General features: G+C 45.3%; 10 protein-coding genes. 9 read left to right on the plus strand and 1 reads right to left on the minus strand.

The genetic code is table 11. The features are described 5' to 3' along the window. Positions 1–82 precede the first annotated feature (82 nt). Positions 83–2,221 carry a TonB-dependent receptor gene (locus tag WDV74_RS05395; protein ID WP_338885034.1) on the minus strand — a complete coding sequence of 713 codons (2,139 nt, stop codon included), beginning with the start codon at positions 2,219–2,221 and terminating at the stop codon, positions 83–85. 227 nt (positions 2,222–2,448) lie between these two features. Here WDV74_RS05395 and WDV74_RS05400 point away from each other — a divergent pair, with 227 nt between their 5' ends. The 9 genes from WDV74_RS05400 to WDV74_RS05440 all read left to right on the plus strand — a co-directional run bounded on the left by WDV74_RS05400 (position 2,449) and on the right by WDV74_RS05440 (position 18,283). Beyond that, positions 2,449–5,298 carry a condensation domain-containing protein gene (locus WDV74_RS05400; protein WP_338885036.1) on the plus strand — a complete coding sequence of 950 codons (2,850 nt, stop codon included), beginning with the start codon at positions 2,449–2,451 and terminating at the stop codon, positions 5,296–5,298. A 108-nt stretch (positions 5,299–5,406) separates the two neighbouring features. Beyond that, positions 5,407–6,366 carry an ABC transporter substrate-binding protein gene (locus tag WDV74_RS05405; RefSeq protein ID WP_338885037.1) on the plus strand — a complete coding sequence of 320 codons (960 nt, stop codon included), beginning with the start codon at positions 5,407–5,409 and terminating at the stop codon, positions 6,364–6,366. Positions 6,367–6,456: 90 nt separating this feature from the next. Beyond that, positions 6,457–10,938 (plus strand): amino acid adenylation domain-containing protein, encoded by a 4,482-nt coding sequence (locus WDV74_RS05410; RefSeq protein ID WP_338885038.1) that lies wholly within the window; start codon positions 6,457–6,459, stop codon positions 10,936–10,938. Between the two features lies 1 nt (position 10,939). Further along, positions 10,940–12,253: a putative histamine N-monooxygenase gene (basC, locus tag WDV74_RS05415; RefSeq protein WP_338885039.1), complete on the plus strand. Its 1,314-nt coding sequence runs from the start codon at positions 10,940–10,942 to the stop codon at positions 12,251–12,253. A 22-nt stretch (positions 12,254–12,275) separates the two neighbouring features. Then, positions 12,276–13,430, plus strand: coding sequence for a histidine decarboxylase (locus WDV74_RS05420; RefSeq protein WP_338885040.1), 1,155 nt, complete (start codon positions 12,276–12,278; stop codon positions 13,428–13,430). Between the two features lie 111 nt (positions 13,431–13,541). Then, positions 13,542–14,339, plus strand: coding sequence for an ABC transporter ATP-binding protein (locus tag WDV74_RS05425; RefSeq protein WP_338885041.1), 798 nt, complete (start codon positions 13,542–13,544; stop codon positions 14,337–14,339). Between the two features lie 2 nt (positions 14,340–14,341). Continuing rightward, positions 14,342–15,352, plus strand: a complete 1,011-nt coding sequence (locus WDV74_RS05430) for an iron ABC transporter permease (protein ID WP_338885042.1) — start codon at positions 14,342–14,344, stop codon at positions 15,350–15,352. Beyond that, positions 15,349–16,404 (plus strand): iron ABC transporter permease, encoded by a 1,056-nt coding sequence (locus tag WDV74_RS05435; protein WP_338885043.1) that lies wholly within the window; start codon positions 15,349–15,351, stop codon positions 16,402–16,404. Before WDV74_RS05430 ends, WDV74_RS05435 begins: the two co-directional genes overlap by 4 nt. 667 nt (positions 16,405–17,071) lie before the next feature. Then, positions 17,072–18,283, plus strand: a complete 1,212-nt coding sequence (locus tag WDV74_RS05440) for an aspartate aminotransferase family protein (RefSeq protein ID WP_338885044.1) — start codon at positions 17,072–17,074, stop codon at positions 18,281–18,283. Positions 18,284–18,301 lie beyond the last annotated feature (18 nt).

An 18,301-nucleotide genomic window follows, 5' to 3' on the forward strand; every position in this document is an offset into this window, starting at 1 on the left:
AAAAGGGGGAGCGGCTGATTAGCTCCCCCTTACTTCTTACCACCGATTTACCACCGATAAGTCGGTGCGGTCAATACTGATTTTAGAAGCGTACTTTCATTCCGACACCCACTTCACGTGGCTCCAGCATGTATCCTGAAATCCCAGCTTTACGATCATGGTATTTGTATGTTGGCGCACGTTTGTCAAAGATGTTATTTCCGTAAACAAAGAGTTCGAGATTGTCGATCGGATTATACGATAAACGGAGATTGGAAACTAAATAGGAACTGACGCGCCATTCGGGATCGTTCTGGTCATTTGAGAAGTAACGATCCACATAACGAAGATCGCTACTTAGACGAACTTGTTCCGTGATGTTCCAGTCAACACCGACGTTAAACATGTAGCCAGGCGCTTTAGCGAATTTTTTTCCTTCAAACAAGTTTCCTCGATAATCGGCGAATTTTTTGATTTCAGTATGAAGCAATCCAAGTCCACCACGTAGGCGAAGATTGTCCAGAGCCCGATAATCTGCCGCCAGCTCAAGTCCATAGGTTACCGCCTTATCGGCGTTGACAAGGATAGAACCGTTAGGTTGGTCTTTCCTATAATCCGTTACAGCACTCTGGAATCCCTTATAATCGGTATAAAAGATATTACCGGTTACCAGCAATCGGTTATTGAGTGCTGTACCACGTGCAAACAACTCGTAATTCCAAGCCTTCTCCGGCGCGAAGGTGTAATAGGAATGCCCAGAGAAATTCACACCTGTACCACCCGGCGCATAGCCTTTACTTATCAGAGTACCGACGGTTATATCGTCAGTAACGTCATAGGCGAGAGACGCTTTCGGCAGAATAGCATGGAACCCTTTGCTATATTCATGATAAACACCAGGCACATAGCTGGTGACCCCTTCATGCTTGACTTGGTCATATTGATAACGCAAACCGCCAGTCAGAGCCCATTTTTCCGCAAAACGCCTAGTAGTCTCTGAGAAAAGACCGACACTGGTATTAGTCAGATCGGCGTCTGCCTTGCCCAGCAGATTATCAAGTACATTTGAGGCCTTGTCCCGCGAGTAATATAGCCCTGTCACTCCACTCCAGGTTGAATATTCATCACCGAAGTTCAAATGCATTTCGTTGGAAACATTGTTCGAATCGCGATTCGCGATACCAGAAACCTGCTTCGAGAAAGTGTAACGATACTTCGATGAAGAATATTGGAGCTGGTTGGAGAACACCATATCGTTTTCGAACGTATATTGGAGATCTAAGATACCGACATCACTGTTGGTCTTAGTTCTGTTGATGCCTAGCGTAAAGTTATTCAATTTACTGTAAGGCAATGATGCCGACTCACTGTCAGGATTTTTTGCTGCCATATGGGAGTAGGTCAGTTTGACCAACCAAGGGCTATCCAGAGGTTGCCAAAGTGCCTTAGCACGGATATCCAGATTTTCGAAATCTTTGTTCATATCAGAATCATAGAAATCGGGATTGGTATATTTAATGAATGTCTTTCTATCGCTGTAATCCATGGCGAGGCGTACTGCGAGATTTTCTGTCAATGGGCCGTTGACAGTAAAAGAAGCACGTTTCTTTTGGTGGCTTCCGTATAAAACCTGTCCATCGAATTCGGGGGTAAAGGAGGGATCGTTAGTCTTGATAATAACTGCACCGGCGATACTATTCGCGCCCTGTGTCGTCGTTTGTGGGCCACGGAATACTTCTACTGAATTTACGTCCCAAACAGCTCCTCTCCCCAAACTAAATTCTGCGGAGCTGATATAACGCCCATCAACACTGATAGTCGCTCGTGGTATGGGTTTAGAAAGAAAGGTATTTCCTCCTACGAGAGGCCCATTTGTCTCAATACCACGAATACTCGGTGCATTTGCATTGCTGGTATAAAGCACATTAGGTGTACCCTGCAAAATATCAACGATAGTTGTCGCCTCAGGTTTATCTTGTATCCGCTGCCCAGAAATAACTGTGACTGAACTTGACGTTCTCTGCAGAGTTCTTTCTGTTTTTTCACCTGTTACTGTGATGACATCGACATCATCGCTCCCTGTTTTGTTTTTCTCTGGTGGAGTCAAAGTGGCAGCTTGACTTCCCAAGGATGATAAGGAAAACAAAATCGCACTACTAAGTAACATTTTTTTGCGTGAAAACAGCGGATTTCCCATTTTTACATTAATCGGGGTGGTTGTTTTTGCGGATATAATTCTCATTATCATTATCATTATCATTAATGTTCACAGACTAACAATATTATGTTAACCTTCTTATTTGTCAATTGTATATTTTTGTCAATTCAAATACGGCAGCCACTGCAACGCATATTCTGCAAGGCAGTATTAGTCCTCCTGTGTGGCATTTAATGGATATTGGCTCGTATTGATGCATTGTAAAAAATGACTGTTCAGTTTGATAACACGATAAAATAACGAGAAAATCCATGTTGAATATTGATTCAGGAAAGTTATCGCACCTATCCATATCCCGTTACGAAGAACATATCTGGCTACTACAGCAACAAAATCCTAGCCGCATTCTCAAGCAACTCTCAGCCTGGCAGCTTCGTGACGATGTTAATATTTCAATGCTGATACATGCTATTCAGTCTGTTATTGAAGCAATACCGGATCTGAACGTACGCTATGAGTTAAATGATGACGGTGAGTTACATAAAACCCGAATCATGGGCTGGCAGACATGCCTTGAGTTTTTCCATGCCAGCTCACATGCAGACATGATCAAGCAGATACTAGCTGTACAAGCATCTGCTTGGATCCCTGAACAGCATCCACCTTTTAAAGTACTGATAATACAAAAAAATAATGAAGTTGTTTTATCTCTTATTTTGCACGACATATTGGCACAAGTTTGTCATGAAAAAGAGATACTCGAAATACTGATCCGCGCTTATGCCGGTCACAGTGTAGAGCCTCCATCTCTAAAACGTGTTTCCTTACTACCTTTCGACGGAAAAGCGGCTTCTCTCGTGCCCTGGCTGCGCTGTTGCAATAGTGAGAACAGCATTATTCATTCCTCTTTTGATGTCACAACTGACCTGAGTAAAGATCGACTTGCACTGCGTTGGAAAACAGGACTTAAAATTAATGAACTGAAAACGTCCCTTCCTCACGACAAACTATCCCACTGGGTGTCAGCCATGATTTCAGTCAGGTTTGCCCAGTTTATTGGTCTGCTCGGTGGTCAAGAACACATTGCACTTTGTCTGTTACAGCCGGATGGTTTCCGCCGCATGATTATCGAGTGTGGCAGGGAAGAAACACAGATAGTCAAATCTGTCATGGATAGGCTTCAGGCTCAACCAGACGAAGACAATTTTCTCTCCGGTACTCCTGTAACAGGGGATGATGAGTCTTGGGTATATGTTCGGTTGTTATCTCGTCCGAATGGCCTGGTTGAACAACAGAGTTTCCTGAGCCATCCCATCCTATTGCCAACCTATGAAATGCGTCCCGATTTTGAACTGGCAACAGAGTGTGAAGGTACAGAAGAAATTAGCCTTATATTAACAACCGGCCAGGCGATTTCCGCTCATAGTGGCGAGTTTCTGCTAAATCGTTTTGTGTCATTCCTTAAAGGTAGTGAAGATGCCATTACGGGTTTAGTCGCGAATCCTATACCTAGCACTGCTGTGTATTCTGCTCACAATACCCCCGAAAAGGACATTTCCGCTGGTACTGATGAAATAGCAGAGATCATATTGTCAGAGTTCCGTGAAACTTTGGCGATTACAGATATGACGCTGGATGATGATTTTTTTGACTGTGGTGGTCACTCTCTTCTGGCAACACGCATTATCGGTAAACTCCTTGGCACGCACGGGCTGGAAGTGCATTTCAGTGATTTCTTCAGTCATCCTTCAGCTGCCGCTTTGGCATCACGCGCAGTGATAATAAATCAGAGTAAGGGCGTGGAACCTTCGGCACAGATGCAAAACGATCGCTTGACGGCACCTTTGGCACTTGCACAAACTTCTCTTTGGAATGCCTATAGCGCTTATGAATTTGGCACCATCTTCAACTTGCCATTCGCGCTGGATTTTCTTGATGAGGTTGACGAAACGATCCTTGAGCAGGCTTTTTCTGATCTTATCGAGCGTCACACCAGTCTGCGCACGCTATTCCATGTTCAAAATGGTGAGATCTGTCAGCAGATTGTCGCCATGTCGGACGTGAACAATGATAAGTGGTTCTGGCACAGTCACGAAAGTAAAGGTGTACATCTTGAGGACGAAGCTGCTTATAAGTTCGATCTTTTCCACGAATTGCCAATCAGAATACGGCTGATCCGCAATCCAGAAACCGGACGCCAAATATTGTCATTCCTCGTTCATCATATGGTTATTGATGAATGGTCGTTGAACGTTCTGATGGAGGAACTGGCCCAGGCTTATTTAGCGCGTTCTGCAGGTATGGCGCCTGTCTGGAAAAGAAACGCATTGTCATTCCATAAGTTTGCTCTACAACAGCAGGCAACTGGCTTTAATCAAAAGCACCTTGATTACTGGACTAACATGCTGTGTGATGCAACGTACGGGTTAGAACTCGGCTTATCTGACAACCAGAAGACTATCGCAGCGCATGAAAGTTCGTCAAAAGCTGGTTGGATTGAATACAAACCTAAACCTGAAATTACCCACCGTCTTTATTCCTTTGCTCGACAGAATAATGCTTCTCTGTTCAGTATTGTCTACGCTGCAATTGCGCTTTCGCTACACAAACTTGGCAATCTGAAGGATATCGTGATAGGGACCTCTGCATCGGGTCGTACCGATCCTGATACCTATGAAACAGTAGGCTACTTTACCACCATGGTTGCGCATCGGCTGCAGTTCTATCCAGAGCAATCCGTTGGCTCACTGATCGAAACCACCAGAGACACTATCAATAATTCAATGCCGTATGCGGATGTACCGCTCGACCTTATCCAACAATCGTTAGGGATGACACCGGAAGATGGTCTGATTTTCGACGTTTATATTCAGATTCATGCCAATAATGCGTTGAATGGTGCTCTTAAGACTCCGTCTGGTAACGAGATACGCTACCGACAAATCGATCCTGATAAACAAGAATCCATGTTTGGTCTTCAATTCGAGATCATGGAGGATGTCATTGATGGAGAAAGAATAATGCGACTGGTGATAACTTACCGTACGGATCGTTACCCTGAAGAACACATCCAGCGCATCTGTGAAACCATAGATAACGTTTTCACATTCTTCACAACACCTGAAGTCTCAAGTCTCCCCCTTGCTCAAGTTCCTGTGTGATGTCTATGGGGTGATGAACCAATTATTTATGGATGTAAGTTCGGTCAGGGGAGGTTTGTTGCCTGACCGAGCCACATAACCCTACTTCGTTCTGAAAGAGAAAACATTATGCGATCTGCTATTGCTATCATATTACTGTGCTTAATGGGAACTCCGGCTTTTGCCGCAACGCGGCAGGTCACGGATACTATGGGACGGGAAGTCGTTATACCTAAAGAGCCACAACGTATTGTGGTGATGAGCGAGCCTGCTATCGGTCTGCCCCTAATGGAGCTGGGAGTTCAACCCGTCGGCAGTTATGGCCGTTCGGAAGATGGTACTTATCAGTTTGGTGCCGATTTCGTCGATACTGTACTCGGTGAAGGGCAGACAAAACCACAAGGCATCAGTTCTGGCCGAGAAATCGATCTGGAAAAACTTTACGCACTTAAACCCGACCTCATTATTGGAACAGAGTTCGATGTCGACAAGGTAAAACAGCTTTCAACGGTTGCTCCTGTCTATTTGCAACATTTCCTTTCTGGAAAATTCCATAATTTCAATATTGAAGAAAATTTGGCCAAACTTACCGGGCGTGAGCAGAATTTTCAAAAGCGGCGGGATATGTATTTACAACGTGTAGCGGCAACGCGCACCCTTTTGCCGGAAAATATGGCTAATAAGACCTATTTACCGATCCTGGTAACAGATCAGATCAATGTCGTCGGCGAAGCAACCGGTTTCACTCAAGCATTGGAAGATCTTGGTTTCACCCGCATGAAACTCTCGGCACAAAGCGGTGTTTCTGCTACCTCATCTCAACTACTTTTACAATTGAGCGCTGACAAATTAGGCGAACTCAATCCGGATGTTCTGGTAGTACTCAATAGTTGGGGCAGCAAGGAGCACGATGAGAAAGCGATTCGTTCTGCACTTGATCGGATTGTGCCTGGATGGGCTCACTATATGAAACCTGCTCGCGAAAAACGGATTGTTTTTCTTAATGCAGGCGAAGTTTTTACCCCCACGTTTGCCAGTGCGGAACACACTCTCAGAGCGATAGGAGAGTGGGCTAAGACAAAACAATAAAATGCTCTAGTCCGCCAGAGGCTATGTGAATTCAACTTATTTTTATACTTGTTCCTATTAATCTGGATTTTTAAACCACGTGAATAAACTATGAGAGAATTAACGTCAATGCAGGCAGCCTGCTGGGTCGGGCGTAACGTTCAGGCCAATTTGGGAGGTGTTGCCGCACATCTTTATGCCGAGTTCGACGGCTATGACATTGAGATAGAACGATTTAAACAGGCTCTGGAACGTGTTTGTTCTCTGCACCCCATGCTAAGACTCTGCGTCAACGCTGAAGGGCTTCAGTCTGTTATTCCATCCGGTGAGTCGTCGTTGCTGGAGATTGAGGATTTTAGGGGATTACCAGAACAGGAGGAGGCAAGGTTACTTCTTGCTAAACGCATGGAGTGGACCCATCAGAAGCTTGATCTTTCTTCTGGTCAGGCGTCCCGTTTTTCACTCAGTCTACGAGATGGCGGAAAATTTCGCCTGCATGTCGATACAGATATGATAGCTATCGATCCTTCGAGTTTCAGGATATTAATGGAGGATTTGGCGAGATTTTATGATAACCCGGATCAGCCGATTCCGGTGATCGCGTCATATTTCAACTGGTGCGATCAGGTACGCACCGATCCCTATCTAAAAGCTGCCCGTGAAAGGGACAGAATCTGGTGGCGCTCACGTATTCCGCACATTCCACCAGCCCCTGTGTTGCCGATTAACAAAACCTTGTCCAATCAGGCTCGTAGCCATCGTCTGGCGGCATGGCTCCCGCCAGACGAGCGTCAGGCATTGAAAAGGCTTGCCCGAACACACAGGATAACCATGTCGAGCTTAATGCTGGGACTTTTCTCTATTGTTCTTGGAAGGCATACCGGAGATAAGTGCTTTCGGCTCAATGTGCCGATGTTCTGGCGTTCCCCCCTAGTGGATAATGTGGAAAAGATCGTCGGCGATTTTTCCAATATACTCATACTCAGCGTGGGTATCAATGAAGCAGAAAGCCCTGCTGACCTTTGTAAACGGCTTGGTGGACAATTGACAGATCTACTCGCCTATTCGGCTTATCCGGGGGTGAATCTGATGCGTGATCTTTCGCGACATCATGGCGCTACGCAATTGACTCCTGTCGTCTTCACCGCAGCACTGGATATCCCGGAGGGAGAGCTTCTCTCAGATCGAGTCAAGCGTGCATTTGGTCCTATGAACTGGGTTATCTCACAAGGCCCGCAAGTTGCGCTAGACGCACAAGTCGCTTCCGCCGACGGTGGTATTCTCATCAACTGGGACATTCGTCTGGATATACTGCCAGAAGAATGGATAACCCCAATGTTCGACCGTTTTGTTAATTTCGTTCGTGAAATCGCCACATATCCGCAGCGCTTCGATGAAGCAATACATTCACCCGATGAAATAACATCCCCATCACCGAGAGCCAGAATTGGAACTACTGACTCTACTGTAAAAATCGAGCGAAAGAATAGCATGGAAAAACCATTAACCTCCCTGCAACTGGCATATCTGCTTGGGCGGCGGGCAGAATTACCGCTTGGTGGCGTTGCGATGCAAGAATTCCGCGAGTATCGCGGGCGCATGGACTTGGAACATCTGCGAAATCGCTTGGCGGATATGGTTCAGCGTCATGAAAGTTTACGCACCCGGATAGATGCAAAGCGACTCGTCCAATATGTTAGCGCAGAAGCAGATATCAATTTACAGCAAATCGACCTGAGTACCCTGTCACGGGAAGAGGCACTCCGTCATGTGGAAAGCCACCGTGAAGAATTTGCCCATGCCCTTTTCGACTTGGAGCGTTCTCCGTGGGACATCACGCTGTTTCGTTTGCCAGAGAATCAACCGGAAGAGAATAACCTGATCGCGTTTGTTCGTTTTGACGCACTGATCCTTGATGGACGATCGATAGCTGTCCTGATGGTAGAACTTTTCGAGGGCAAGGTATCAATCGTGGAGGATACTGGCGCTCCCTTGGATGAGGAAGATATCTCTGAAAAGCGCAAGAGAGATGAAGCGTATTGGAAAACAAAGATTGAGGCAATCGGTGGTCCACTACGACTTCCATGGACAAAACCACTGGCACAAATAGGCACTTCTCTCTATGCACGGCAAAGTCTGATTGTAGCACGGGAAGATTATATCGCAGTGTCGAAAGCCGGTTCCAAGCAAATGCTTTTCAAGAATTCTACCATCATGACGTTGGTTCTTGAGGTTATGTCCCATTGGATCGACGAGAAGAGTTTGTTCATTGGCGTTCCCGTCGCACCGCAGGTATCCGGGGTTTTGTGCAATCGTTCAAGTTTTATTGTGGTTAACTGGAATGCTGAGCAGGGCAATCTTTCTGAGCGAGCTAACACTCTACAGAATGAGGTGCTGGAAGGGCTAGAACATCTTGCATTTTCAGGTATAGACATTACCCGACTTCTGGTCGAAAAGCATGGTGCAGGCCCTGTTTTACCGGTGGTGATTACCAACGGACTTTCGTGGCCAGTATCAGGTCATGAAAGTTGTATGCAGTTGCATAGTGGGCTAACTCAGACACCACAAGTTGCGATGGATATTCGTTTTTCGATCAATGCAGATAAAGCGCTTGTTTTTGACATCGATTATGCCACTGAAGCGGTTGAATCGGATCTTGTTCGAGACATATTAAGAGCGATAAGCAAAGCAATACAGGCCATCGCAACTTCAGGCGTATTCGCAATTTCGGCGCAGGATATTATCGATACAAACCACTATCGATTTAACGGCATTGAAACTGATTTTCACTGCGGGCGATTTCTCAGTCGGATAGCCACCAATATTTTCGACAGCAAAAACACCAAAACAGCACTTATCAGTGGCGACAGGCATGTCAGCTACGCTGAACTGGGATGTCATGTGCGTCGAATAATGGGCGCTTTCATGGAGAAAAGGCTTTCCAAGGGGAGTGTCGTTGCCCTCTGTATGCACCGTGGGCCTGAGCACACGGCTGTGACCCTGGCCTGTGCGTTGACAGGGGTGATCTGGGTTCCGATAGACGCAGATTCGCCCTCAGAGCGACTGCGCTATCTCCTTGAGAACTGCCATCCAGATCTTGTGGTAACGACAAAAAGAGAAGGGATTGAGTATCCAGCAGAAACACCTGAAAAACTCTTGTCTGCCGAGCCGTTGGCGGAACTTCCGCTTATGCTTGACGCTCTCTCATCAAGCGAAGAACCCGCCTATTACCTCTACACATCCGGAACAACCGGAAGGCCGAAATGTGTTGTTTTATCCAATAAATCAACATCGAATGTCATCACCAGTACTCTTGACGAATGGTCCGTAACGCATCGGGATGTCTTCATTTCTGTCACGCCTTTGCATCATGATATGTCGGTCTTCGACGTTTTTGGCTGCCTGACCGCAGGTGCGACCCTTGTTCTTCCCGCTATCGGTGAAGAAAAGGATGCACTACGCTGGAACCAGTTGGTTGCCAAGCACAAGGTGACATTATGGTGCTCCGTACCTGCTATTCTGGAAATGCTTCTCGCATGCCGTCAAGGGGATGAATTGAAAAGCCTGCGGCTGATTGCTCAGGGTGGCGATTACATCAAACCGGCGGTTATTGGTAGCCTGCGTACACTCCTGCCGTCAGTACGGTTGATTTCGTTGGGGGGACCAACAGAAACGACTATATGGAGTATATGGCATGAAATAGGGCTGGACGACGTTAGCCAGATCCCCTATGGAAGGCCCTTACCGGCTAACAGTTATTTTCTGCTAGACGGGCGTGGAAATCATTGTCCGGTGGGTGTTACTGGACTTATTCATACAGCAGGCGTCAATGTTGCGTTGGGTTATCTGGAAAATGGAAGCCTCACACAGACCAATTTTGTGACCATCAAAGATACGAACGGAAAAGAGATCCGCGCGTTCCGGACCGGTGATCATGGGCATTATCGTCGTGATGGCATTATTGTCTTTGATAGCCGTGTCAACGGTTATGTCAAGGTGCGTGGAGTACGTATTTCGTTGCCGGATATCGAGAATGAACTGGTTCGCCACCCGTTGGTTAAGCACGTTCTTGTGGTGGATTATGGTGAGGAAATGCACGGTGAGACCGCCATCGGCGTACTTTATGTGCCGCAACAAGAGGAGGCTTTATCAGGCGCAGAATTGCGCAAATATGCCTGCCAATGTCTGCCAGCATCGCATATTCCAACACGGCTCCTACCAGTCACTGAATTACCGCTCTCACCAAATGGCAAGCCTGATCGCTCTAAGGCACGCAGCCTGTTGACGGAATCGGTACATGAGCAACCGTCTGTTAAGCACGACGCTTTCCCTGCTAGAGAAACAGCGATGAAAAAACAGGTGCTGGAAATTTATCTGGACGTGCTCGGCCAATCACACGCTAGCCACATCGATGGAGACAGCGATTTCATCAGCATGGGGTTGCGTCCTCAACACCTGAAAACAATTTCAGCACGGATCTATGAAAAATTTGCGATCGTGCTTTCGCTCCCGCAATTGCTGCGTTGCCGTAATGTAGAAGAAGTTGAACAGCATCTTAATGGAAAAATTTTAGAAAACAGCTCGGATTATTAATATGAATAATAATATTGACCTGCTCGGTATTGGTATTGGCCCCTTCAATCTGGGATTGGCGGCGTTACTTTCGTCACACTCTGATCTGACCAGCCTTTTCCTCGAACGTAAACTTGAGTTTCGCTGGCATGAGGGGCTTTTGTTACCCGGTACAACGCTACAGGTTCCATTCTTGGCGGATCTGGTAACGATGGCAGAGCCTACACACCCTCTGAGTTTTCTGAACTATCTTCATAAACATGATCGTCTTTATAAATTCTACTATTATGAAAACTTTCAGATCCCACGCCAGGAATATGACCATTATTGCCGCTGGGTGACGCAACAGCTTCCCTCCTGCCAATTCGGTGAAAATGTTATTAATGTGGATTATGATCCCGTTTCCGATCATTTCATTATTGAAAGTAAACCTCATACGGGACCGACGCATCAATATTACAGTCGTAACCTTGCTATCGGTATAGGAACCGCTCCATTTCTGCCTGAGTGGGCTAAGATCCAGACCAAAGCGCCTATTTTACATTCGGCAGAATTCATAAACAGACAAGCACAGCTCTCAACATGCCGGCGTGTCACGGTAATTGGCTCAGGGCAAAGTGCAGCCGAATGCGTGCTAGCGCTCCACAATGCATTGACGCCTGAAATGATAGAGGCCGGTGCTTCAATCCAGTGGATCACCCGATCTGCCGGTTTTCATCCTATGGAATCGTCGAAACTGGGTCAGGAGTGTTTCACGCCGGCCTACATGAACTATTTTCACAATATAACAAGAGAGAAACGCCGCAAGATCGTGGAGTCTCAGGGGGGACTTTATAAAGGTATCAGCGTATCAACTATCGCAGATATCTTCGATATTTTGTATGAAGGTTCTATCGGCGGTCGTGATCCAGGACTTCTGCTTGTTTCAAATTGTGAAGTCGAGCAGGTGGAAAATATAGGAGACTCTGAGGCGTTGCGAGTTGTTTTTCGTCATCGGCATCTCGATAAAGTTGGCGTCATTGAAACCGATGCTATTGTCGCGGCTACAGGTTATGAGCATACCAGCCCAGAATGGTTAGAAGGACTCAAAAATACAGTGCTTGCAACCGATGATTATGGCGATCTTATTGTAAAAGAAGACTTTAGCGCTCAGCGCCTTGACAAAGGAAAAGGCTTTATTTTCGTCCAGAATGCTGAGATTTTTCAGCACGGTATTGGCTCTCCTGATCTGGGGCTTGGCGCGTATCGCAATGGGATTATTGCCAACCAGCTGCTTGGGCGAGAGTATTATCGTTTGCCTAAAAACTCATCATTCCAGAGCTTTGATCTACTATAGTGCTACGATACAGGAGATAAAGATGACATTGTCCCTTGCGGATAAGAACAAGCTAGATGCGTTTTGGCATTACTGTGTTAAAAACCAGTATTTCAATATCGGCTATCCTGAATCCTCAGACTTTGATTATTCTTATTTACAGAGATTCATGCAGTTCTCTATCAACAATTGTGGTGACTGGGGAGCGGAGTGTAACTATCTGTTAAACTCTTTTGAGTTCGAAAAAGAGGTCATGAAATACTTTGCTGAACTGTTCAAAATCCCTTTCGAAGACAGTTGGGGTTATGTTACCAACGGAGGAACGGAAGGTAATATGTTCGGCTGCTATCTTGGGCGAGAACTATTCCCGGAAGGGACACTTTATTATTCAAAAGATACGCATTATTCGGTAGCTAAGATCGTCAAATTACTGCGTATCAAATCTTGTTTAGTAGAATCCTTACCTACTGGTGAGATAGATGATAATGACCTGATACAGAAGATTATTGCGCATAAAGAACCACATCCAATTATCTTTGCCAATATCGGCACGACGTTGCGTGGTGCGGTGGATAACATAAAGATCATTCAACAACGTATGCAGCAAATTGGTATCGCTCGAGAGGATTACTACCTACATGCTGACGCTGCCTTAAGTGGGATGATCTTGCCGTTCGTAGATAACCCGCAGCCTTTTACCTTTGCAGATGGTATCGACTCCATTTGTGTCTCCGGGCACAAAATGATAGGTTCCCCCATTCCTTGCGGGATTGTTGTTGCAAAACGGAAAAACGTTGAGCGTATTGCAGTCGATGTTGATTACATTTCTGCCCAGGACAGAACCATCTCAGGTTCACGTAATGGCCAGACACCACTAATGATATGGGCAGCCATTTGCAGTCACTCATTTGCCGATTGGCAGCGCCGCACCAAACACTGCCTGGAGATGGCACAATATGCCGTCGAGCGTTTCCGTGCCGCCGGGATAAACGCCTGGCGTCATGACAACTCCATTACAGTGGTATTTCCATGTCCGTCGGCCGCCGTCTGGAAGAAATATTGTTTGGCAACATCGGGGGATGTTGCACATCTAATCACTACGGCACATCATCGCGACAGTAGTAAAATCGATGCATTAATCAACGATGTCATTGCTGAATCGAGCCAACTCGTTCAAGTGCAGGAGGCTGTCATGTGAGAGGTAACAAACAACGAGATTGGGGCTTACCCTGTGATCTTGGTATACTAACCAAATCATAACTATTACACTGTAATTTATTTTACATAAGATAAACTGAAGGAGTCTTTGGTGCTTACAGCAAAAAATATCACCGCAACTTACGGCAAGAAAACCGTATTGCATGATTTGTCAATAGACTTTGCCCAAGGGCGTATCACTGCACTCGTCGGGTCTAATGGCTGCGGTAAGTCAACACTTCTGAAGTCCATCATGGGTTTCATTCCCCTGAAAAGCGGAGAAATTCTGTTGGAAGGTAAGCCGATTACAGGGATAAGTCGTAAAGCGCTGGCTCGAAGAATCTCTTATCTGCCGCAGGAATGTCACTGCCCGGATTACATGACACTAGGAGAGTTGATCGAGCTGGCAGCTTGTGGGCGCAATTCGCTTTTCGGCGGGCCATCCTCGCGGGATCGCAAATTGTTTCATGATGTACTGGAAATCGTCGGCTTGGCCGATAAAGCAGGCTCTCAAGTCAATGCCCTTTCCGGAGGGCAACGCCAGCGCGCCTGGGTGGCGATGGTGCTTGCACAGGACACTGACATCATTCTTATGGACGAGCCAGTGAACCACCTGGATATCAAATATCAATACACGGTGCTTAAACTGGTTCGCGATCTCTCACTCCAGCACGGAAAAACCATCGTTGTGGTGCTACATGATTTAAATCTAACAACGACTTTTGCTGATGATGTTGTGATGCTGAATACTGGCAGCATTATTGCAGCAGGTGCTGTCAATAAAACGATAACAGTAGATAATATCCAGCGCGTATTCGATATTCCGGCCGATATTTTCAGTCACAACGGCAGCGTTATCTGTCAGCCTTATCCGGGTATAAACCATCCTGAAAATCAGCCTAGAGTATGACAATGAAATCCAGATTGTTCTTTATATTTGCCCCTATTGTATTTCTGCTGATCTTTTTTTCTAGTCTCTCTTTTGGCGTGAATATTGCGTCAGTTTCGCAAATTTATGCGGCCTTAACACAGCCCGAACCGCAGAACTATGAGCAGGCAGTTATTCTATACCAGCGATTGCCACGGGCTTTGATTTCTGTTTATGTCGGTGCGGTGATGGCATGCAGTGGTCTCGTCTTCCAGGGGCTTATCCGCAATCCACTGGCCTCCTCATCAACCTTGGGAATCAATGCTGGTGCGACACTGTTTGTCATAGTCGGTGCAATCAGCCTTGAGTTTGACCTGACATTACAAGGCATAGCAGCTCTTGCCGGTGGATTATTTGGTTTTCTGTCATCTTTTGCGGTATCTCGCTTAGCGGGTGTTAACGGCGTTTCTCGCGACTTGCTACTGATACTGTCAGGCACATTAATAGCGATGCTTTATCTTGGAATAAGCAATGCGGTTCTTCTTGCCTATCCTGCATTACGAGCCGAATATTTGAGCTGGTTAGCAGGGGCTATCAATCATGTCTATATCACAAGACTTCACCATTTCTGGTGGTTCGGTATATTGGCCTTGATAGTACTTTTATTACTGGCACGTCCACTGACACTTATTCTTCTCGGTTATGAAAAGGCGCTTTCGATTGGTGTCAATGCCACACTTGTTTCACGCATTGCGTTGATTGCAGCCATAGTTGCATCCAGTTCTGCCGTTGCCATATGCGGTCCTATTGGTTTCGTGGGGCTGGTTGTCCCCCATATTGTTAAGCCTCTGGTTGGTCAGAATTTTATGCTGTCTCTGCCAGCTTGTGCCCTGACAGGGGCAAGTATCTGCCTGATTGCCAATCTCTGTGCACAGACACTTTTCCAGCCTTATGTCATACATACCGGCATTCTGATGGATTTTTTGGGAGGGTTGTTTTTTATCTGGATCATAAGAAAGCGCTATCTTTCAGTAACATCGGAGAGATCGTTATGAATTTCGGTCAGGCAACAGACGGACAAAGGGTATTACGTTTCGCCAACGGGTTGCAGATGCGTACCCGTGATATAAAAGTCGGTTTATATCTATTTATCATCACGATCATACTCGTGGTTATTTCTTTAAACGTCGGGGTTACGAACGTTGGTATACGCGAATTTACGCATATGCTTTTCGGACATTCCCTTGATCACCACCAATTTTATGCACTCTGGGTTGTACGGATACCTCATATTTTATTGGGTTTGATGGTGGGTTGGTGTGCAGCCCTTGCCGGCGCTATTTTACAGCCGATTGCTCGCAATCCACTGGCTGACCCCGGCCTTTTTGGCATAAGTCAGGGATCTATGACGATGATCATAGTCTTGCTGGCGTTTGTCCCTTCCGCACCTAAGATGCTGATCGTCTTTGCTGCACTGGCTGGTGGACTGGTTGTTGCGTTATTTTTGACTTTGCTCGTTGGTAATAATCGCGCAAGTGGCTTGGCAATTTTGCTGATGGGGATTGCCGTCTCATCCGTTCTTAGCTCTGTCAGCTCTTTTCTTATTCTCTATCTTCCGACAGAGTTATCCTTGAATCTTTCTGGATGGATGCAAGGCTCGTTGTTTCAGGCCAATTGGTCAATTATCGCATCATTCATGCCATTATTCTTATTGAGTATTATCGGGATCCTGATCACTGGCCCCGCGTTAAACCGCTATGAGCTTGGAAACGAACTTGCTATGTCCCTTGGGGAGCCTATCAAATATTCCCGTCCTCTGCTGATGATGTTTTCTGTCCTGTTAAGCGCAGCATCTGTCACCACAGTAGGGCCATTGAGCTTTCTGGGGATATTAGCACCGCATCTAGCTAGTTTTATTTCATCGGCTACAGGCCGCGCCCGGCTGTTTCTTTCCGCTCTGGTGGGCGGCAATCTAGTCATCACCGCGGATATCATGACGAAAGCAGTGCCCTCAGAAGTCTTTCTCCCTATCGGGTTAAGTTTCACACTCATTGGCGTACCTCTGTTCATCTTGACGATGCGGCTGAGCGCACTACGTAAGCGCTGAATAGCTGGGGTGTTTTAAATAAAGCATACGATACATATTATTAAATTAACCTAAATTACGCTTAAGCTATCACTGAAAAATTGTCTTTTGAGTAGAAATTTTTAAGTGATGGCTTTTAAGTTTTTCCAATGAGGTGTTTATTTGCCGGTAACAGTTGTAAGCACTGATATACCCGCTTGACACGCTCGATAGGGGTATTAATTAATAACCAATTGATTTTAAATAGTAATATTGTTTACTAGGATAAAAATCACTAATTGCAAATACATTTTTTAATTTTTGGGTATAACTTATAACTATTATTCTGAATAATTATTAGACAGAAAGACATCACTTCCGCTGTTCTCAATTCCATACCTCTTTTTATTTATTTTTTTATGCATAAACGATGCATAAACTGAAAATAAATGCATTTTTATAAATTGTGAAAAACATCATAAAGTAAATTAATTGTGATTTTGTTGTGTTGACTTTGTTAAATCTCAAGGGGATTATGAGGTCAATTCATGATCAAACAAGATCAAAAAGAATCTTGTAATAATGTCCTTGGAAACTTATCGAAACAATGAATTGATAATTTAAATAAGGCCAATCATTAAAAATTAAATTTAATAATATATAAAATTATTCCTTATTTTTTATATCTTAATCATGTGAGGAAACACAAATGTTGAACACGATCCAAAGAAATTGGTTTGACCAGTATATGGTTCCCTGTTTTTCACCGGCAAATTTTATCCCAGTCGTCGCTAAAGGCTCACGTGTCTGGGATCAGAGTGGTAAGGAATATATTGATTTTGCTGGTGGAATTGCGGTGAATTCACTGGGTCATGCCAATGATGAATTAAAGAATGCACTAAATTTTCAAATGGAGAATATGTGGCATATTGGTAATGGCTATACCAATGAACCTGTTTTAAAACTGGCAAAAGCTCTGGTTGAAAATACATTCGCAGATAAGGTTTTTTTCTGTAATTCAGGAGCAGAAGCAAATGAAGCTGCATTAAAAATTGCCAGGAAATATGCATTAGATAAATATGGAAATCATAAGAACGAAATTATTTCATTTGAGAACTCCTTCCACGGCAGAACATTATTTACTGTGACTGTCGGAGGGCAACCTAAATATTCTCAAGACTTTGCGCCATTGCCGCAGCAAATTACTCATCTGCCATTTAATGATATCGATGCTATCAAGGCCCATATATCAGAAAAAACCTGTGCTGTGATTGTTGAACCGATCATTGGGGAAGGCGGGGTGATCCCTGCCGAGCCGGCATTTTTAAAAGTATTACGGGAATTATGTGATCAATATCAAGCGTTGCTGATTTTTGACGAAATCCAAACGGGTATAGGCCGCACTGGGTATTTGTATGCCTACGAAGGGATTGGGGTAGAGCCGGATATCTTGACTAGTGCCAAAGGGCTGGGTGGTGGATTCCCGATTGGTGCCATGTTGGTCAGACAACATATCGCAGAGGCTTTCCAGCCGGGATCACACGGGACAACATTTGGTGGAAATCCGCTGGCGGCAGCCGTTGCTAACAAAGTCGTCGAGTTGGTAAACCAACCAAAGTTTCTTGCTGAAGTGCAAGAGCGTCACCATGAATTTATGAGACGGATGGCCAAGCTTAATCAACGTTATCAAGTATTCAGTGAATTGCGCGGTAAAGGGTTATTGTTGGGCGCTGAGTTGGTTGAAAAATATCAGGGCAAAGCGAAAAACCTGACTAATATCGCTGCGGAAGAAGGATTGATTGCCTTGATAGCGGGTCCCAATGTGTTGCGTTTTGCTCCTGCATTAAATATCGAACAGCAGGATATCAATGACGGTTTCATCCGCCTTGAAAGCGCCCTCAAGCGATTTGTTCAGGAATAAAGCTGATTTGAGGTGATA

The sequence above is a fragment of the Xenorhabdus sp. TH1 genome (assembly GCF_037260955.1).
Lineage (GTDB): Bacteria > Pseudomonadota > Gammaproteobacteria > Enterobacterales > Enterobacteriaceae > Xenorhabdus > Xenorhabdus griffiniae.